We start from the raw sequence: 15,732 nt of genomic DNA, 5'->3' as shown, positions 1-15,732 counted from the left end.
CCATGAACCTGCGCACCCCTGACCCGAATCCCGGCTGGCTCTCCGAAGAGGACCTTTTTGAGGCGCGCGGCCGGCTGCCCATGGTCTATGTGGAGGCTGTCCCGGTCAGGCTTGATCCGCTCGGGTTCGTCAACGAGGTGGGCACGCTGCTGCAGGCGGACGAGGACGGGACCATGGTCCGGTCCCTGGTGTCAGGCCGTGTGATCTATCGCGAAACGATCCGCGCCGCACTGCTCCGCCACATGGAAAAGGACCTGGGCCCGCTGGCGTTTCCGCAGTTGCCCATCAGCCCGGTGCCGTTTACGGTGGCCGAATACTTCCCCGCACCCTCGCAAACCGGCTTCACGGACGACCGGCAACACGCCGTGTCCCTGGCCTACATCATCCCCGTCACCGGCGAATGTGAACCCCGGCAGGACGCGCTGGAACTGACATGGATGACCCCGGAGGAAGTCCTCAGCCCCGGCGTTCAAATGGAATTCAGCGGTGGCCGTGGTGGGCTGATCCGGCAGGCCCTGGCGTTCGCCGGCGTGGGTTTCTAGGCCACCGGGCGGAGCCGCGCGTCCCCACGTCCGGGCCGCCGTCTTTGTAGACTGTAGGGCGGACCGCAAGAGAACGTAAGGACTCCCATGACCGAATCACCAGCCGCCAGGCGCCGCAGTGAACAGCAGGCAGGGGCCCTGGCCGCCGGCAGCACCATCGTCCTGCCGGACGGTGAACGGACGGCGGAAATCCACCGCGTCGACCTGGAACCCGATGACTTTGGCGCGCCCGCACTCGTGCTCGCCAGCCTGGCCGGCGGCGGCACCCTGCGCATCGCCGTTGGCACCGCCGTAACGGTGCTGGAGCGGGATAACGACGTCGTCACGCGGCTTCCGTTCGCCGGCACGGCCGGCGCAGTGGCCGGGGAACCGGCCGGAACCCGGGGCTCCGCGGAGACGGACGCCGGGGAAGCCGGCGCGGACACCCCGGCGGGGCCCGGGCTCGAGCAGTCCGGCGCCACGGCGGCCCCCGGCGCGGAGGCTCCCGCCGTCGTCGTACCCCCGCTGCCCCCGGCGCCGCCGGCACTGCCCGGACCGAGCGAGGAGGACCTGGCGCTGATCCCGGTGCCGCAGGGCACGCCCGAATCCGTGGTGGAGGCCGCTGCCGAGGCGCACCCGGATTCCGAGGGCGTCCTGCTGCTGGCGGACCGGCTGGCCAAGGGCGTGAACGTGAAGTCGGGAAGCTGCCTAAAGGACCTCAGCGACCTGGCGCACGAACTGTTCATCACGCTCAAGGATCCCGAGTCGGCCCTGTCGGTTGCGGACCTGATCACCGTGCTGCCGTACGACGGGAACCCCGGGCGGTGGTCCTCGGTGGAGGCCGCGCTGGCGCTGGCCAGCTACATCTGCCGCCAGGAGGGGCAGGACGAGCGCGCCGCGGTGTATGAGAAGCTGCTGCGCACGCCGGAAAACCAGGAAACTGACCCGTTCAAGGCACGGATGGCGGCCAAGGTGCGGCAGCGGTCGCTGAACGAGCCAAACCTGTACGACAAGGAAATCTTCCGCTCCATCGACAACTCCAACCACGATGCCGAGCGCGAGTGGCGGCTGCTGCGGCTCGAATCGCTGCTGTTCCTGCGGGCGCACGGCGGATCGGAGACCATCGGAGCTTCGGAGCTGGAACGCCGGATCGGCAACGAGCTGGACGCGGTCCGCGCCTGAGCAAATCGCCCCTACCCGCGGCCCGGCGGGAGTTGTACATTCGGGGCTATGACGAACAATCTGAGCGTACTGATCAACGCTGACGCGCCGCAGGTCTGGACCATGCTGCGTGAACCGTCAAAAGTAGCCCAATGGCACGGCTGGCAGGCCGAAAACCTGGATGCCGAGATCAGGGAGATCTACTTTTCCGGCGACGTGGAGGAATCCGCGGACCATACCAGCCTGACCGTCCACGGCGGGGATACGTTCGAGCTGCACCCCGCTCCTGGCGGCACCCGGGTCAGCGTGACCCGCGGGGCGCTGGACCACAACTCCGAATGGGCTGCCTGGGACGAGGACATCACGCAGGGCTGGCTCATGTTCCTGCAGCAGCTGCGGTTCGCGCTGGAACGGCATCCGCACGGCAAACGCCACACGTTGACGCTGCAGCTGCCCGGCGGGGATTCCGGGTCCGGTTCCGGTACCGGGGCCATCCAGAAGCTTGGCCTGACGGATCTCCCGGCTCCCGGCGAGGACTATCGGCTCACCTTGGGCACGGGTGAGGAGATTTCCGGCAAGGTATGGTTCCGGACCGGCCACCAGGTGGGGCTTACCGTGCACGACTATGCCGGGCACGGCGAAGGGCTGCTGATCGTGGCTGATCATCCGGAGATCAAGGACGTGCAGCCCGACAACGGATCCATTGTGGTGGCGTCCACGTACGACCTGGGCGCAGCCAGGCTGGACTCCATCCGGTCTTCATGGGACTCATGGCGTGCCGAGAACTACCCGTCCTCCGGGCCCGTGAGCTGACTGCCGATTTTGCTGGCACACTGGTACGGTGCCAGCCAACCCCGCCCCGTCCGTCCCTGCTGTCCAGTCACAGTTTTCGTTTGAGGTGGGTACCCGCCTGGCTGAATCGTGCCCGCCGTCGTCCGCCCGGATCGAACGCAACGGCGGCGAATTCCTGGGCCGCACCGGCACCATCACCACCCCGCACGGCGAGATCCAGACGCCGGCGTTCATCGCCGTCGGAACCAAAGCCACGGTCAAGGCGGTGCTGCCCGAAGCGGTAGCGGACCTCGGGGCGCAGGCTGTACTTGCCAACGCCTACCACCTGTACCTGCAGCCCGGCGCCGAAATCCTGGACGAAGCCGGCGGCCTGGGCGCGTTCATGAACTGGCCAGGCCCCACCTTCACTGATTCGGGCGGGTTCCAGGTGATGAGCCTCGGCTCGGGGTTCAAGAAGGTCATCGACATGAAGTCCGTGGACGCCTCCGGGCCCGACGACGCCGTGGCGCCCGGCAAGGAACGGCTGGCCCATATCGACGACGACGGGGTCTGGTTCAAATCCCACCTGAACGGGGACCGGCACCGCTTTTCCCCCGAAATCTCCATGCAGGTCCAGCACAAGATCGGCGCGGATATCATGTTCGCGTTCGATGAGCTCACCACGCTGCAGAACTCGCGAGGCTACCAGGAGGAGTCCCTGGAACGGACCCGGCTGTGGGCTGAGCGGTGCATCAATGAGCACTTCCGACTGACCGCTGAGCGCGCCGGCAAGCCATACCAGGCGCTGTTCGGCGTCATCCAGGGCGCGCAGTACGAGGACCTGCGCCGGAAGGCCTGCCGGGACCTTGGCGCCATGCCGTTCGACGGGTTCGGGATCGGCGGCGCCCTGGAGAAGGAGAACCTCGGCACGATTGTCCGCTGGTGCAATGAGGAGTTGCCCGAGGACAAGCCGCGCCACCTGCTGGGCATCTCCGAGCCGGACGACATCTTCACCGCCATCGAAAACGGTGCCGACACCTTCGACTGCGTCTCCCCCACCCGCGTGGCCCGCAACTCGGCCTTCTACACCCCGAACGGGCGGTTCAACCTGTCAGGGGCCAAGTACAAGCGCGACTTCGGGCCACTCCAGGAGGGCTGCGACTGCTATGCGTGTACCCATTACTCCCGGGCGTACATCCACCACCTGTTCAAAGCCAAGGAGATGCTGTCCGCCACCCTGATCTCGATTCACAACGAGCGCTTCGTGGTGAAGATGGTGGATGACGCCCGGCTGGCCATCGAGTCCGGCACCTTCTTCGACTTCAAAGCCGAGACGCTGGGGCGGTACTACAGGTAGGTTTCCCTGCGACCTGCGGCACTGCCCCCCCGGACGCTCTCTCACTTACCGCAGGAAAAACCCGCACGCTCTCTCACTTACCGCAGGAAAAACCCGCACGCTCTCTCACCTTCCGCAACGAGGTGAGAGAGCGTCCTAAAACAACCCGCATTAAGTGAGAGAGCGTCCTGGGGTCAGATCCCGGAGTGTGCCTGAAGGAACGTGTACACCTCGGTTTCGTCCACACCCGGGAAAGCGCCCGGCGGCATCGCGGCCAGGAGGTGCGAGTGCGCCCGCGCCGACGGCCAGGCGTTGCCGGCCCACTCGGACGTCAGGGCCTCCGGCGGCCGCTTGCAGCAGGTGGGGTCCGGGCAATTGGAGGTGGCGCGCGCCGTCGTCTCCCGTCCGCGGAACCACTTAACGTGCTGGTAAGGCACCCCTATGCTCAGCGAAAACTGTCCGGTGGCGGAGCGCTCGGTGCGGGCAGTGCACCAATAGGTTCCGGAAGGAGTATCCGTGTACTGGCTGTAGGCGCTGAACTTGTCCGGTACGTCGAACACGGCCCGCGACGTCCATGCCTTGCACGACGGTTGCCCCTCGATGGCCCCGGTGTGGTCCTGCGGGAAGTTCACGCCGTCGTTCTCATAGGCCTTGTAGATGATGCCGCTCTGGTGCGTCTTCTGGAAGTGCGTGGTGATGCCCAGATGCTTTGTGGCCAGGTTGGTGAACCGGTGGGCCGCGGTCTCGTAGGACACGGCGAACGCGTCCCGGATGTCCTCGACGGCGATTTCCTTGGCCGCCTTGGCCTTTTGCAAAAATTCCACCGTGGCCTGCTCGGGCAGGAGCAGAGCGGCAGCGAAGTAGTTGGTGGCCACGCGCTGGGCCAGGAAGTCGCCGTAGTTCTTGGGCGTTTCATGGCCCAGGACGTAATGGCCCAGGGCCTGGAGCAGCACCGAGCGGGGGTCGTGGTCCTGCCGCTGGCTCTGAGTCAGGTAAATTCTGCGGTTCTTCAAATCGGTCACTGAGCGGGTGGAGTGCGGCAGGTCGCCCACGTGGTGGAGGCTGAATCCGAGGTGCGCTGCGATGTCCGCGATGACGTGCTGGCTGAGCGGGCCGGTGGTGTATCCAACCTCCTTGAGAACCTTTTGCGCCTCGGCCTCGTACTCCGGAAAGTAGTTGCCCCGCTCACGCATCATGGCCCGGAGTTCGCCGTTGGCGCGGCGGGCCTCCTCCGGGGTGGCCACCTGCTCGTTCATCTTCCGTTCGAGTTCGTGGAGCAGGCCCACCTGCGCTTCCAGCACATCCAGCGGAAGCCGCGAGCTGACGCGGATTTTCGGCAGGTTCAACGACTCGTACAACGGTCCACGCTGGTACCGTTCCAGTTCGATTTCCAGGGCCGCCCGGCGGCTGGGCGGCTCGGCCCCGAGCAACTGGTCTATGCCCACATTGAGCGCGCCCGCGAGCTGCTGGAGGAGGCCCAGTTTGGGTTCGCGCTTGCCGTTCTCAATCAGGCTCAGCTGGCTGGGCGCGGTGCCGACGGCGGCGCTCAGGCCATCGAGGGTGAGCCCGGCCTGCTTGCGCAGGTGGCGAACGCGGCGGCCCAGCGAGATGACGTCCAGTTCCGGGGTGGCGGGGACGGACGACGGCTGTAAAACTTCCCGGTTCCAGCTTGAAGGCGACATTTCTGAAGAATACGCGAAGAAGTGCGTTTCTTTCCAGACTTTTAGTCTAGAAAGGGGCCTGAAAGTGCAGAAAAGTAGTTTCCACGGAAAGAAACACCGCACCGGATAAGCCGGCGGGAACCCCAATGACGCGGTTCCCACCCACCGACTCCGGAGCTCAATCAAGGAGATCAAGGATGACTGCAGCATTTGAGCCCACCCAGCAGACGCCCGAAGAACAGGCCGCCGCCTTGGAGCTCGAGTGGGCCGCCAACCCCCGCTGGGAAGGTGTGACCCGTGACTACTCAGCCTCGGACGTCGTCCGCCTCCGCGGCCGCGTCTCCGAGGAACACACCCTGGCCCGCCGGGGGTCCGAGAAGCTCTGGAAGCAGCTCACCGAAGAGCACGCCACCGGAAAGTACACCAACGCCCTCGGCGCCCTGACCGGCAACCAGGCAGTCCAGCAGGTCAAGGCGGGCCTGCGCGCCATCTACCTCTCCGGCTGGCAGGTTGCCGCGGACGCCAACAACTCCGGCCACACCTACCCGGACCAGTCCCTGTACCCGGCGAACTCTGTTCCCACGGTTGTCCGGCGGATCAACAACGCCCTGCTTCGCGCAGACCAGATCGAGTACTCCGAAGGCGTCCAGACCGTTGAAGACTGGCTGGTCCCGATCGTCGCTGACGCCGAGGCCGGTTTCGGCGGCCCGCTGAACGCCTACGAGCTGATGAAGTCCATGATCCAGGCAGGCGCCTCCGGCGTGCACTGGGAAGACCAGCTCGCTTCCGAGAAGAAGTGCGGACACCTCGGCGGCAAGGTACTGATCCCCACCCAGCAGCACGTCCGTACCCTCAATGCAGCCCGCCTGGCCGCTGACGTCGCCGGGACGCCGTCGGTCATCATCGCCCGTACCGACGCCGAGGCAGCAACCCTCATCACCTCCGACGTCGACGAGCGCGACCGCGAGTTCATCACCGGCGAACGAACGGCCGAGGGTTTCTACAAGGTCCGCAACGGCATCGAACCCTGCATCGCCCGCGCCAAGGCTTACGCCCCCTACTCCGACCTCATCTGGATGGAAACGGGCACCCCGGACCTGGAGCTCGCCCGCAAGTTCGCCGAAGCCGTCAAATCCGAGTTCCCGGACCAGATGCTTTCCTACAACTGCTCGCCGTCCTTCAACTGGAAGAAGCACCTGGACGACGCCACCATCGCCAAGTTCCAGCGTGAGCTCGGCGCCATGGGCTTCACCTTCCAGTTCATCACCCTGGCCGGCTTCCACGCCCTGAACTACTCGATGTTCGACCTCGCCCACGGTTACGCCCGGGAAGGCATGAGCGCCTACGTCGAGCTGCAGGAAAAGGAATTCGCTTCCGAGTCACGCGGCTACACCGCAACCAAGCACCAGCGCGAAGTCGGCACCGGTTACTTCGATGACATCGCCACTGCGCTCAACCCGAACGCATCCACCCTGGCCCTGGTGGGATCCACCGAAGAAGGCCAGTTCCACTAACTTTCAACCCTCGACGGCGCTTGCCTCCGGCCTTCGGACCGGTCACCCCCGCCTTCGGAGCGGCAATGCTCTGCCTGCTATCCCCATGCCCGCCCCAAGACCTCGTAGAACTCGGTCGGGGGCGGGCATAGGGCCCCTTTACGCAGGCTGCCGCATCACCGCTCCTTCGGCTTTGCGCGTTCCTCGCCCACCCAGCCGCCACCCGCCGTCGAACTTCCTTTTCGTCTTTAAGGAGACTTGAAATGAACAGCTTCACCGACTCTTTCACCATCAATGGCATCACCCTGACCGCCCAGCCTGTGTGCCGGCAGGATGAGGTGCTGACTCCGGATGCACTGGCCTTCGTCGCGAAGCTTCACCGGGCCACTGCCGAGCGGCGGCAGGAGCTCCTGCAGGCGCGCCGGGCCCGGCGGGCCGGGATCGCTGCCGGCACGGACCCCCGCTTCCTCCGGGAGACCGAGCACATCCGCAACGATCCGTCCTGGCGCGTCGCTCCCCCGGCCCCGGGGCTGGAGGACCGCCGCGTGGAAATCACCGGCCCGGTGGACAAGAAGATGACCGTCAACGCCCTGAACTCCGGCGCCAAGGTCTGGCTCGCGGACATGGAGGACTCCCTGACGCCCACGTGGCGGAATGTCATCAAGGGCCAGCTGAACCTCACGGATGCCCTGGAGCGCCGGATCGACTTCACCACCGAGGAGGGCAAGGAGTACAGGCTGCGCCCGTCCGCTGAACTGCCCACCATCGTGGTCCGGCCCCGCGGCTGGCACTTGCCGGAAAAGCACATGCTGATCGACGGCGCCCCCGTTGCCGGCGGCATCGTGGACTTCGGCCTCTACTTCTTCCACAACGCCCGCCGCCTGCTCGCCCAGGGCAAGGGCCCCTACTTCTACCTGCCCAAGATCGAAAACCACCTCGAGGCACGCCTGTGGAACGACATCTTCATCATCGCCCAGGACCTGCTGGGCATCCCGCAGGGGACCATCCGCGCCACGGTGCTGATCGAGACCATCACCGCAGCCTTCGAAATGGAGGAGATCCTCTACGAACTGCGCGACCACGCCGCCGGCCTGAACGCCGGCCGCTGGGACTACATCTTCTCCCTGATCAAGAACTTCCGTACCCGCGGCCCCCGGTTCGTCCTGCCGGACCGCGGCCAGGTGACCATGACCCAGCCATTCATGCGCGCCTACACCGAGCAGCTGGTCCGGGCCTGCCACAAGCGCGGGGCCATGGCCATCGGCGGCATGGCGGCCGCTGTCCCCAACCGCAAGGACCACGAAGCCAACGCCATCGCGTTCGAGAAGGTCCGTGCCGACAAGGCCCGCGAAGCCAGCGACGGCTTTGACGGCTCCTGGGTGGCGCACCCGGACCTGGTGCCGGTTGCCCGCGAGGTGTTCGACGCCGCGCTCGGCGGGCGGAGCAACCAGCTGGACCGGCTGCGCGAGGATGTCACCCCTGACGACCGGGCCCTCATCAACGTTGCCGCCACCACCGGCACCATCACCGAGCAGGGCATCCGGAACAACATCGAGGTGGGCATCCGCTACATCGAATCCTGGCTGCGCGGCAACGGCGCCGTTGCCATCCACAACCTCATGGAGGACGCCGCCACCGCCGAGATCTCACGATCCCAGCTGTGGCAGTGGATGTACGCCTCAGCCATCACGGACCAGGGCGAAATCATCACGCACCACTGGGTGGAGGAGCTGCTGGACGAGGAGTTCGCGCGGCTGGAACGCTTCGACGGCGACCGGTTCGAAGACGCCCGCGACATCTTCGAGGAAGTCACCATGGCCCGGGAGTTTCCGACCTTCCTCACCCTGCCCGCCTATGCCCGCTACCTCACCGAGGCCCGTGAAAGGGCCACACTGGAGGAGCTCGCCGCGGCCTGACCGGCAGGCTGCAGCACCCACTTCCGTCCGCCGGGCCGGCACGCCCTCCGCAACAGGCACCCCGAAATCCGGGGGCCGGACCGGCGACGGACCCACCAGATGGCCCACCCTTCAGGACGCTCTCTCACTTAATGCGGAAAAACCCGGAACGCTCTCTCACTTTCCACGAGAAAGTGAGAGAGCGTTCGCGTTTCAGCCGCGTTAAGTGAGAGAGCGTCCGGGGGTGGGTGGGCGGGATGGAACGTACGACGGCGGCAGTCCAGTTTGGCGTCTTTGGTCCCCTTGGGCGTCCCTTGGGTCAGCGGCCCGGCTTACCGGCCCTTGGGCACCCGCCGCACGGACAGGGTGGTGCTGGCGACGAAGGTGAGCACCGACCCCAGGATCAGCAGCATCGGAAGCGTCCAGGAGCCCGTCAGCCCGTGGACGTAGCCCAAAACCGGCGGGGCTGCGGCACCGATGGAGTAGCCCACGCCTTGCACCACCGCGGACATCCGCCCGGCAGAGGCCTGATCGCGGGCGATCTTGATGATGGCGATGAAGATGAGCGTGATGCCGCCGCCTTGTGCCACACCGCCTACGGAGGACCACAACCACCACCACTGCGGCGCCAGGAGCAGGCCCAGAGGGACGGTCAGCCACATTGCGCCCAGGGTGACGGCAACCGTCGTCGTACTCGCGAGCCGTGCCACCAGCGGCACCCCCAGCCCGCCCGCGATGGCCAGGATCTGGAACAGCGACGACCCCGCCCCGGCAGCCGAGGGTGCCATGCCGAGTTCATCCGAGAGGAACGTGGGCAGCCAGGCCGTGACCCCGTAGTAGGAGAATGCCTGTCCCGCAAAGCCTGCCGTCAGGCCCGCCGTGGTCCACCGCGCCCCGGCGACCGGTGGCAGCCGGGTGCCCGAACCGTCGTCGGGCGCTATCAGGAAGGCCCGCCGCGCACCTACGGCGAGCGTCCAAAAGACGATCGCCGCAACCGCAAGCAGCGCCACCGATGCCAGGGCCACCTGCCAGCCCGCGATGGCCGCGAGCGGAGCGGTGGTCATGGAGGTAAGGAACGAGCCGATATTCAGTGCGGCCGTGTAGATGCCCATCGCGGTTCCCTGGCGGGCGGGAGCGAAGTCGCGCCGGATGATCAGGGGAACCGCGATATTGCCGATGGTGATGGCCAGGCCGATCACCACGGTGCCAAGCATGACCATTGCCGGGCCGCCGGCGGAGCGCAGGAGCACTCCGGCCAGGACACCCAGGATGGTCAGCGTGACGGCGAACTCCGCGCCGAATCTGCGCGCCGCAAGGGAGGCAAGCGGCGCGGCGAGCGAAAAGCAAAGGACGGGGATGCTGGTAAGGACACCCAGCGTCGCCGGCGAGAACCCCAAGTCCGCCTGCATCATCCCCACCACGGGCGCGACGGCCACGAACGGACCGCGCAGGTTCAGCGCGAGCAGCCCGATGCAGGCCAGCAGGACCCAGCTGTTGGGGACCCGGGCGAGGAGCCGGCCGCTCATGGGCGGGGCCGGAGGTGCAGCATGTTCATCACCCCCATTGCTATCACGGCACGCCGTTGCCTCCCTCCCCCGCCTCCGGAGTTTTCGTCCAGTTACAGGACTCATGAACCGGTTTTAGGCCCTGTAAGTGACCAAAAACTCGTTGGGGCGGTTCAGGATTACTGCATATACCACCCGCGTGCATGGTTGCTCACGGCCGGCTGCCCTCGGGAGATTTCCGGCTGGGCGGCCCAACGGACGGCGTTGGCCAGCACCTGCCGGATCTCCGCCTGGTGGTAGACCGGATAGTCCTGGTCCCCCGGGCTGAAGTAGAAGATCCTGCCCTTGCCGCGGGTGAACGTGACGCCGGAGCGAAACACCTCCCCGCCTTCGAACGAGCTGATGAAAATGAGGTCGTCCGGGTCCGGAATGTCGAAAAGCTCGCCGTACATCTCCTGCTGGGGAATGACCAGCGGGCTCGGCACTCCCTGCGCAATGGGGTGGGACGGCTTGACGGTCCACACCAGCTCGCGTTCGCCCTCGTTGCGCCACTTGAGCGAGCAGGTGGTGCCGAGCAGCCGGGTGAAGATCCGGGCGAAGTGGCCCGAGTGCAGCACCAGCAGGCCCATACCGCCCAGGACGTGCCGCTGCACCCGGTCCACCACTTCGTCGCTGACCTCGGCGTGGGCTTTGTGGCCCCACCAAAGGAGGACGTCCGTGGCCTCAAGCGCTTCCTCGGTGAGGCCGTGCTCCGGATCCGCCAGCGTGGCGGTGCTGATGTACGCCTCCGGCAGGTGCACGCGGAGCCCCTCGGCAATGGCGCCGTGAATGCCTTCCGGGTACATCTCCTTCATCGTGGCGGGCTCGTTGTTCGCCTCGTGGACGCCTTCGTTCCAGACCAGGATGCTCAGGTTTTCAGTCATGTCAGAGTGCCACTTCCCGGTGTTCCAGTGCGGACCGGTAGCAGGCGTCCAGGACCAGGGCGCGGCTCAGGGCCACGGACCCGTCGTGCTGGCCCCACACCTGTTCCCCGCCGCGGACAGCTTCGATGAAGTCCTCCACCACGGCGTCATGCGCGCGGCCCGGCTCCGCCACCACCGCGTAGTCGGCATTTTCGCCGTCTTTCTCCTTGAAGATCCGCAGGTCGGCAACCGGAGTCAGGGACGCGCCGACGGCGCGCAGCTCCGCTCCGCCATCCGTCCCGTAGACCGTAAAGTCCAGCAGGTCAGCCTCTTCGCGGTAGGCCGCCCAGCCCGCTTCGAGGATGAGCGTGCCGCCGCCCTCGAGCCGGATGAACGCCGTGGCGAAGTCCTCCACCTCGAACTTGTGGCTGGATTTCATGGCGGTGTAACGGGCGTTGCCGCCGAGTCCGCGCGGCCCCAGCTCCGAGTGCGTGGCGGCCGATACGGACAGGACCTTCGGTTCGCCCAGCAGGTGCAGCGAGTAGTCCAGCACGTGCACGCCGATGTCCGCGAGCGGGCCGCCGCCGGCCAGTTCCGGGTTGGTGAACCAGCTGCCCAGCATCGGAATCCCGGACCGGCGCAGCCACGAAGCCTTGGCGTAGTAGGGCCGGCCCAGTTCGCCGTCGTCTATGATGCCCTTCAGCTTCTGGATGTCGCCTCGCCGCCGGTGGTTAAAGGCGACGTCCAGCACCCTGCCCGCCTTGCGCGCGGCGTCCACCATTGCCTGGCCTTCGACGCCGTTGCGCGCCAGGGGCTTTTCGCTCAGGACGTGCAGGCCCTTCTCCAGCGCCGCAATGGCGATCGGGGCGTGCAGGAACGTCGGAACGGCCACGCTGACGGCGTCCAGCCCCTCCAGTTCAAGAAGGTCCTCCCAGCGGGCGAACGCGTTCGGGACGGCGTGCTTGTCCTTCAGACCGGCAAGGAGTTCCGGCTCCATGCCGGCGATGGCCACGAGTTCCACGCCTTCAATGTCCTTGTAGGCCTTGATGTGCTGCTGGCCGGCCCATCCGATGCCGACAACCCCCACTTTCAGGGTTTCCGTCTGCTGGTTGCTCACGGGTAGATCCTTCTCTTTTTGTTTGGCGGACGTTTGATAACAGGCGTTGTGGAGGCGCACTGCGGAGGTCAGCCCTTGACGGCTCCGGCGGTCATGCCGGACACGATCCTTTTCTGGCAGACCAGGACCAGGATGACAAGGGGCAATGTGATGAGGACGGACGCAGCGCTGATAGTGCCGAGCGGCTGGTCGAACTCGCTGGCCCCGCTGAAGAAGGCAATGGCCACGGGAACGGGCCTAGCCTCGGGGGACGTGGTGAGCGTGACGGCCAGGAGGAACTCGTTCCAGACTGAAATGAACACCAGGATTGCGGTAGTGGCCAGCCCCGGTACGGCCAGCGGGAGGATGACCTTATGGAAGGCCTGGAACGGCGAGGCTCCGTCCATGTACGCCGATTCCTCCAGTTCGCGCGGGATCTCCTTGAAAAAGGAGGTCAGCGTGTAAATCGCCAGCGGCAGGGCAAACGTCATCTTGGGAATGATGAGGCCAAGGAGCGTGTCGTACAGGCCGATGTCCCGCCAAATGGCGAACATCGGCGCCGCGATGGCGATGGCGGGAAATGTGGTCACGGACAGGACCAGCGTGAGGATCAGCGCCTTCCGACGCATCCTGAGCCGCGCCAGGGCATATGCGGCGAATGACGCGAACACCAGGGCCAGGGTGGTGGTGACGACGGCGATAATCACCGAGTTCCGGAGCGCCAGCAGGAATTCGGCATTCTGGAGCACGCTCAGATAATTTTCCAGCGTGGGCTCACCGGGAAAGATTTCGCCCTGGCCCAGGCTGGCGCCCTTCTTCAGGGAGGTGTTCACCAGCCAATAGAACGGCACGAGCGAAAAGCCCATGACGGCCACGACGAACAGCCAGGTCAGCGGGTGCAGTTTCGCTTCCCCGCGCAGCCGGCGGCGCGGCGCCCTGGACTTGGCGGGAGCAGGGCCGGCCGGACGTTCCGCGAGCAGAGTGGTCATCAGTTCTCCTTGGCGACGGCGCGGATATTGCTGCCCGCGAAACGGATGTAGACCATGGAAACCGCCATGACCGTCAGGAACGTCAGGATGGACAGGGCCGAGCCCTCACCCACCATCCGGTTTTCGCGCAGCTCGTTATACGCCAGCATGGACATCGACTCCGTACCGTTGGCACCTCGGGTCAGGACGAAGGGAAGGTCAAAGACGCGCAGGGAATCCATGGTCCGGAAGATTGCAGCCAACGCGATGGCGGGTTTGAGCAGCGGGAGCGTGACATCCCGGAACGTCTGCCACTTGCTGGCCCCATCCAGTTCCGCGGCCTCATAGGTTTCATCGGGGATGACCTGCAGGCCTGCCAGGATGATGAGCGCCGCGAAAGGCGTTGTCTTCCAGACGTCGGCCAGGACCACCACGGCCATGGCGTACCCGGGTTCACCAAGCCAGACGATGTCGCCGCCGGGCAACCCCAGACCGGACAGCACCGTAGTGACCAGGCCGAGGTTGGGTTCGAACATGGTCTCCCAGGTGATGGCGCTGACTACGGTGACGATCGCATAGGGCAGCAGCACGACAGTGCGCAGCAGCGCCCGCCCGCGGAAAGCCAGGTTCAGGAGGAGCGCCATGGCAGTTCCCAGGATGAGTTCCAGGGAGACGGACAGCCCGGAGAACAGGAAGGTTTGCCCGAACGCGGCCCACCACTCCCGGCTGCTCAGGGCCGCGATGTAGTTGTCGAGGCCCACGAAGCGGGAGAGGCCGGCCTGGCGGACGCTGTATTGGTTCAGCGACAGCCAGATGGCGTAGCCGATAGGGACAGCGGCCACCAGGGCCATCAGGATGAGCGACGGTGCCGTCATCCTGATGGCCAGGCGGCGTTCTGCCCGGTCGTGGCCGCTGGTGCGGCCACGACCCGGGGTCAGGACTTGGGGCGCCATGGTCAGAAGGTCGCCTTGGCGGTCTTGATCTCTTCGGCCATCCGCTTGGTGGCCTCGTCGGCGGTGGCTTCGCCGGAGAGGACTGCGTAGACGTTCTTGTTGATGGCCTGGGAGATCTGCGGGTACACGGGGGAAACCGGCCGCGGCTTGGCTCCCTTCACCGAGCCGAGCAGTTCCGCCGCGAACGGCATCTTTGCCAGCACATCAGGGTCCGAGTAGGCGGCCTCGTTTACCGGCGCCTGGGAGTTGTCCATGGCCACATGCTTCTGCCAGTCCGGGGAGGTGGCAAAGTTGATGTACGCGACGGCCGCTCCAGGGTTGGTGGAGTGGGCGGAGATGGAGAAGTTCCAGCCGCCCAGCACGCCGCTTGCCTTGCTGGAACCGTCGAAGGACGGCAGCGGAGCCACCCCGAACGTGCCCGCCATCTTAGTGGCGTTCAGCAGGCGGTAGACATGCGGCCAGTTGCGCTGGTACCCGAAGTCACCGGACTCGTAGGCCAGGCGGGTGGGGTCCTCGCTGTAGGTCAGCACGGCGCGGTCGGCAGATCCGTTCTTGATGCCGCCGGCCATGAATTCCAGGACCTTCCGGGTGGTCTCGTTATCCACCACGACTTCACCGGCATCATCCAGCACTTCTCCGCCGGCGCTGTAGAGCAGTTCCAGGAAGTTCACGGTCAGGCCTTCGTACTGCTTGCCCTGGTAGACCAGTCCGTTGCCGGGAGCCTTGGCCGCCTCCTGGTAAAGCTGCTGCCAGGTTTCCGGCTTGGCCACCTTGTCCTTCTGGTAGTAGATAAGGCCGGCGTTCGTATAGAACGGCGTGGCCCAGTACTTGCCCTCGTACTTCGCCGACTCCGTGGTGGACGGGATGAGCCGGTCCTTGATCCCGTCCATCAGTTCCGTCTGGTCAAGCAGCCAGCCCTGCGAGGCGAACTCCGCGGTCCAGATGACATCCGTCATGAAGATGTCGCACTCAGTGGACTTGCCTTCCAGGCGCTGGACTGCCTGGGTGCGGGCTTCGTCCGTGGTGGAACCGATCTCGGTGTACTTCGCCGTCATTCCAGGGTTTGCCTTGTTGAAAGCGGCGGTGGTGTTCTTGTGGATGCCGCTGGCATCTTTGCCGCCGCACAGATTGACGTTTCCCTTTGCGCCCTCCGCGCTCTTGGGATCGGCAACGGCGGCAGCCGGGGCCGCCGCTGAGTCGGATGCCGGCTGGTTTCCACAGCCGGCGAGCATGACGCCCGCCACTACGGTTGCTGCAACACTCTGGGCGAGACGACGGCGTCTGGCTGGCATGGGTGCCTTCACGGATTTCCTTTCGGGTGGCATGGTCCGCGCCGCCGGCCGCGTCCGAACATTCGGTGCGTTCGGTCGCCGGTTTTGCGGGAAGAGTTGGCGATGGCCCGACACTTTCGACTGAACTAACTCAAAAGTATGTAAGTCCAACGCTGTAAGCAGATTTCCACGGAGTGTG

The 15,732-nt window shown here is 65.8% G+C and carries 13 protein-coding genes; 6 read left to right on the top strand and 7 right to left on the bottom strand.

What is annotated here, in order from left to right:
• The first annotated feature begins 2 nt into the window (after positions 1–2).
• The 4 genes from ACIQCN_RS09850 to tgt all read left to right on the top strand — a co-directional run bounded on the left by ACIQCN_RS09850 (position 3) and on the right by tgt (position 3,810).
• Complete coding sequence (locus ACIQCN_RS09850) at positions 3–542, top strand: NUDIX hydrolase family protein (RefSeq protein ID WP_400610678.1); 540 nt, start codon at positions 3–5, stop codon at positions 540–542.
• An 87-nt stretch (positions 543–629) separates the two neighbouring features.
• Positions 630–1,703, top strand: coding sequence for a DUF6707 family protein (locus ACIQCN_RS09845; RefSeq protein WP_400610676.1), 1,074 nt, complete (start codon positions 630–632; stop codon positions 1,701–1,703).
• A 48-nt stretch (positions 1,704–1,751) separates the two neighbouring features.
• Positions 1,752–2,495, top strand: coding sequence for an SRPBCC domain-containing protein (locus ACIQCN_RS09840; protein WP_400610674.1), 744 nt, complete (start codon positions 1,752–1,754; stop codon positions 2,493–2,495).
• A 28-nt stretch (positions 2,496–2,523) separates the two neighbouring features.
• Positions 2,524–3,810 carry a tRNA guanosine(34) transglycosylase Tgt gene (gene tgt / locus ACIQCN_RS09835; protein ID WP_400610672.1) on the top strand — a complete coding sequence of 429 codons (1,287 nt, stop codon included), beginning with the start codon at positions 2,524–2,526 and terminating at the stop codon, positions 3,808–3,810.
• A 173-nt stretch (positions 3,811–3,983) separates the two neighbouring features.
• Here tgt and ACIQCN_RS09830 read toward each other — a convergent pair whose 3' ends face one another.
• Positions 3,984–5,471: a helix-turn-helix domain-containing protein gene (locus ACIQCN_RS09830; RefSeq protein ID WP_400610670.1), complete on the bottom strand. Its 1,488-nt coding sequence runs from the start codon at positions 5,469–5,471 to the stop codon at positions 3,984–3,986.
• A gap of 176 nt (positions 5,472–5,647) precedes the next feature.
• On the opposite strand from ACIQCN_RS09830, the gene aceA reads away from it, so the two are divergent.
• Together aceA and aceB are read left to right on the top strand one after the other, a co-directional pair.
• Complete coding sequence (gene aceA / locus ACIQCN_RS09825) at positions 5,648–6,964, top strand: isocitrate lyase (RefSeq protein WP_377216637.1); 1,317 nt, start codon at positions 5,648–5,650, stop codon at positions 6,962–6,964.
• Between the two features lie 242 nt (positions 6,965–7,206).
• Positions 7,207–8,859 carry a malate synthase A gene (aceB, locus tag ACIQCN_RS09820; RefSeq protein WP_400610668.1) on the top strand — a complete coding sequence of 551 codons (1,653 nt, stop codon included), beginning with the start codon at positions 7,207–7,209 and terminating at the stop codon, positions 8,857–8,859.
• 311 nt (positions 8,860–9,170) lie between these two features.
• Here the strand turns inward: aceB and ACIQCN_RS09815 are convergent, their stop codons facing one another.
• From ACIQCN_RS09815 to ACIQCN_RS09790, 6 genes are all read right to left on the bottom strand, one after another.
• Positions 9,171–10,364: a CynX/NimT family MFS transporter gene (locus ACIQCN_RS09815; RefSeq protein ID WP_400606699.1), complete on the bottom strand. Its 1,194-nt coding sequence runs from the start codon at positions 10,362–10,364 to the stop codon at positions 9,171–9,173.
• A 158-nt stretch (positions 10,365–10,522) separates the two neighbouring features.
• Positions 10,523–11,266 carry a ThuA domain-containing protein gene (locus ACIQCN_RS09810; RefSeq protein ID WP_400610667.1) on the bottom strand — a complete coding sequence of 248 codons (744 nt, stop codon included), beginning with the start codon at positions 11,264–11,266 and terminating at the stop codon, positions 10,523–10,525.
• 1 nt (position 11,267) lies between these two features.
• Positions 11,268–12,362: a Gfo/Idh/MocA family protein gene (locus ACIQCN_RS09805; RefSeq protein WP_400610665.1), complete on the bottom strand. Its 1,095-nt coding sequence runs from the start codon at positions 12,360–12,362 to the stop codon at positions 11,268–11,270.
• Between the two features lie 68 nt (positions 12,363–12,430).
• Entirely contained in the window at positions 12,431–13,330 is a 900-nt protein-coding gene (locus tag ACIQCN_RS09800) for a carbohydrate ABC transporter permease (protein WP_400610663.1), read from the bottom strand.
• Positions 13,330–14,262 carry a carbohydrate ABC transporter permease gene (locus ACIQCN_RS09795; RefSeq protein ID WP_400610661.1) on the bottom strand — a complete coding sequence of 311 codons (933 nt, stop codon included), beginning with the start codon at positions 14,260–14,262 and terminating at the stop codon, positions 13,330–13,332. Before ACIQCN_RS09795 ends, ACIQCN_RS09800 begins: the two co-directional genes overlap by 1 nt.
• 2 nt (positions 14,263–14,264) lie before the next feature.
• Complete coding sequence (locus ACIQCN_RS09790) at positions 14,265–15,554, bottom strand: ABC transporter substrate-binding protein (RefSeq protein WP_400606689.1); 1,290 nt, start codon at positions 15,552–15,554, stop codon at positions 14,265–14,267.
• Positions 15,555–15,732: the final 178 nt, after the last annotated feature.

The organism is Pseudarthrobacter sp. NPDC092424, from assembly GCF_044754925.1.
In the GTDB taxonomy this organism is placed as follows: domain Bacteria; phylum Actinomycetota; class Actinomycetes; order Actinomycetales; family Micrococcaceae; genus Arthrobacter.
Note: the sequence above shows the minus strand (reverse complement) of the source record. Positions and strands in the feature narration are given on the sequence as shown.

Bases quoted from the DNA above. Each gene is read 5' to 3' on its own strand.
- ACIQCN_RS09810 (WP_400610667.1), bottom strand. From the start codon at position 11,266: ATGACTGAAAACCTGAGCATCCTGGTCTGGAACGAAGGCGTCCACGAG.
- ACIQCN_RS09795 (WP_400610661.1), bottom strand. From the start codon at position 14,262: ATGGCGCCCCAAGTCCTGACCCCGGGTCGTGGCCGCACCAGCGGCCAC.
- ACIQCN_RS09790 (WP_400606689.1), bottom strand. From the start codon at position 15,554: ATGCCAGCCAGACGCCGTCGTCTCGCCCAGAGTGTTGCAGCAACCGTA.
- ACIQCN_RS09845 (WP_400610676.1), top strand. From the start codon at position 630: ATGACCGAATCACCAGCCGCCAGGCGCCGCAGTGAACAGCAGGCAGGG.
- aceB (WP_400610668.1), top strand. From the start codon at position 7,207: ATGAACAGCTTCACCGACTCTTTCACCATCAATGGCATCACCCTGACC.
- aceA (WP_377216637.1), top strand. From the start codon at position 5,648: ATGACTGCAGCATTTGAGCCCACCCAGCAGACGCCCGAAGAACAGGCC.
- ACIQCN_RS09815 (WP_400606699.1), bottom strand. From the start codon at position 10,364: ATGAGCGGCCGGCTCCTCGCCCGGGTCCCCAACAGCTGGGTCCTGCTG.
- ACIQCN_RS09830 (WP_400610670.1), bottom strand. From the start codon at position 5,471: ATGTCGCCTTCAAGCTGGAACCGGGAAGTTTTACAGCCGTCGTCCGTC.
- ACIQCN_RS09800 (WP_400610663.1), bottom strand. From the start codon at position 13,330: ATGACCACTCTGCTCGCGGAACGTCCGGCCGGCCCTGCTCCCGCCAAG.
- ACIQCN_RS09840 (WP_400610674.1), top strand. From the start codon at position 1,752: ATGACGAACAATCTGAGCGTACTGATCAACGCTGACGCGCCGCAGGTC.
- ACIQCN_RS09850 (WP_400610678.1), top strand. From the start codon at position 3: ATGAACCTGCGCACCCCTGACCCGAATCCCGGCTGGCTCTCCGAAGAG.